Annotated in this window: 1 protein-coding gene; it reads left to right on the top strand. The window is 29.4% G+C overall.

Going from position 1 to position 1,632, the window contains the following annotated elements:
- On the top strand, positions 1-1,474 hold a 1,474-nt coding region (locus tag NNC19_RS23370), incomplete at its 5' end, for an IS1182 family transposase (protein WP_310941094.1).
- Positions 1,475-1,632: the final 158 nt, after the last annotated feature.

The following is a 1,632-nucleotide window of genomic DNA, read 5'->3' as shown; positions in this document are numbered from 1 at the left end:
TTCGACTTATTCCAAGATAAAGGAAAATCAAGTATCGCCAAGAAAAATGTTGAAAATCATGCTTTATGCTTACATGAATAACCTTTATTCATCGCGAAAAATTGAAACTGCATGTCGTAGAGATGTTAATTTTATGTTTTTACTTGAAGATTCAACTGTCCCAGATCATGCAACAATTGCAAGATTCAGAACATTGCATTTTGCTCCATATTCAGAAAGTATTCTTGCTCAGATGAGTAATTTTCTTTATGATATTGGAGAAATTTCTGGAGAAGCTATCTTTATTGATGGTACAAAAATTGAAGCTTGTGCAAACAAATACACCTTTGTTTGGAAAAAAGCTGTTACAAAAAACATGGGAAAACTACTAATAAAAATAGCCGACCTTGTAAAAGAGTGCGAGGAACTTTATGATATTAGGGTTGCTTATAGAAATACTGTGCAAATGAAACATGTGAAAAAGCTTAGAAAGAAGCTGTATACACTAAAAAAATCTGAAGAAATAGAATTTGTACATGGTTGTGGAAAAAGAAAATCACAATTACAGCGATCAATTGAAGCTCTTGAGGAATATCTTTCAAAGTTTAAAGAATATACAAAAAAAGTATACACTTGCGGTAATCGTAACAGTTATTCAAAGACTGATATTGATGCTACATTTATGAGAATGAAAGAAGATGCTATGAAAAACGGACAACTTAAACCAGCTTATAATTTGCAGCATGGAGTAGATTCAGAATATATAACATGGCTCACTATTGAATCAAAGCCAACAGACACAACAACACTTATACCTTTTCTTGAAAGCATGGAAAAAAATCTGAATTTAAAATATTTAAAAATAGTTGCAGATGCCGGATATGAAAGTGAACAAAACTACTCATTTATTGAAGAAAATAATCAAATAGCTTTTATTAAACCAGCTAATTATGAAGTATCAAAAAAAAGAAAATATAAAAATGATATTAGTAAAATAGAAAACATGATTTACAATGAACAAGAAGATTATTACATATGTAAAAATAACAAAAAACTGAAAGTAGATGGTGTAAAAATAAGAAAATCTAAAACAGGATACGCAAGTGAAAAAACAGTATATGTTTGCGAAGATTGTTCTAATTGTAGTTATAAAAGTAGTTGTATAAAAGGTAATAACTCCAAAGTACCATTAGAAGAAAGAACTAAAAGATTTGAAACATCAAAAAAATTCAATCTTCAAAGAAATGAAGATTTAGAAAGAATTATAAGTAATGAAGGATGTCTACTTAGAGTAAATAGGAGTATACAAGCTGAGGGTTCTTTTGCCCAGATAAAGCAAGACATGAGTTTTAGAAGATTCATGTGTCGCGGACAACAGAATGTATTAGCTGAAAGTATACTTCTTGCTATGGCACATAATGTAAATAAGTTACATAATAAAATTCAAGCAGATCGAACTGGTAAGCATCTATTTGAATTAAAAAAATCTGTATAAATTTAATTAAAAAAAAGTCTTTCAAATAGGCTTATTAAAGTGCGTCCATTTTTAGAAATTTTAAAATCGTAAAAATATAGCATATATAAAATGGTGTGTAAAATTCAAAAAGGGAGCTATCGCTAACGGATTTTAATCCGCTAATGCGACAGCCCCTT

The sequence above is a fragment of the Clostridium sp. SHJSY1 genome (assembly GCF_031626875.1).
GTDB lineage: Bacteria > Bacillota > Clostridia > Clostridiales > Clostridiaceae > Clostridium.
Note: the sequence above shows the minus strand (reverse complement) of the source record. Positions and strands in the feature narration are given on the sequence as shown.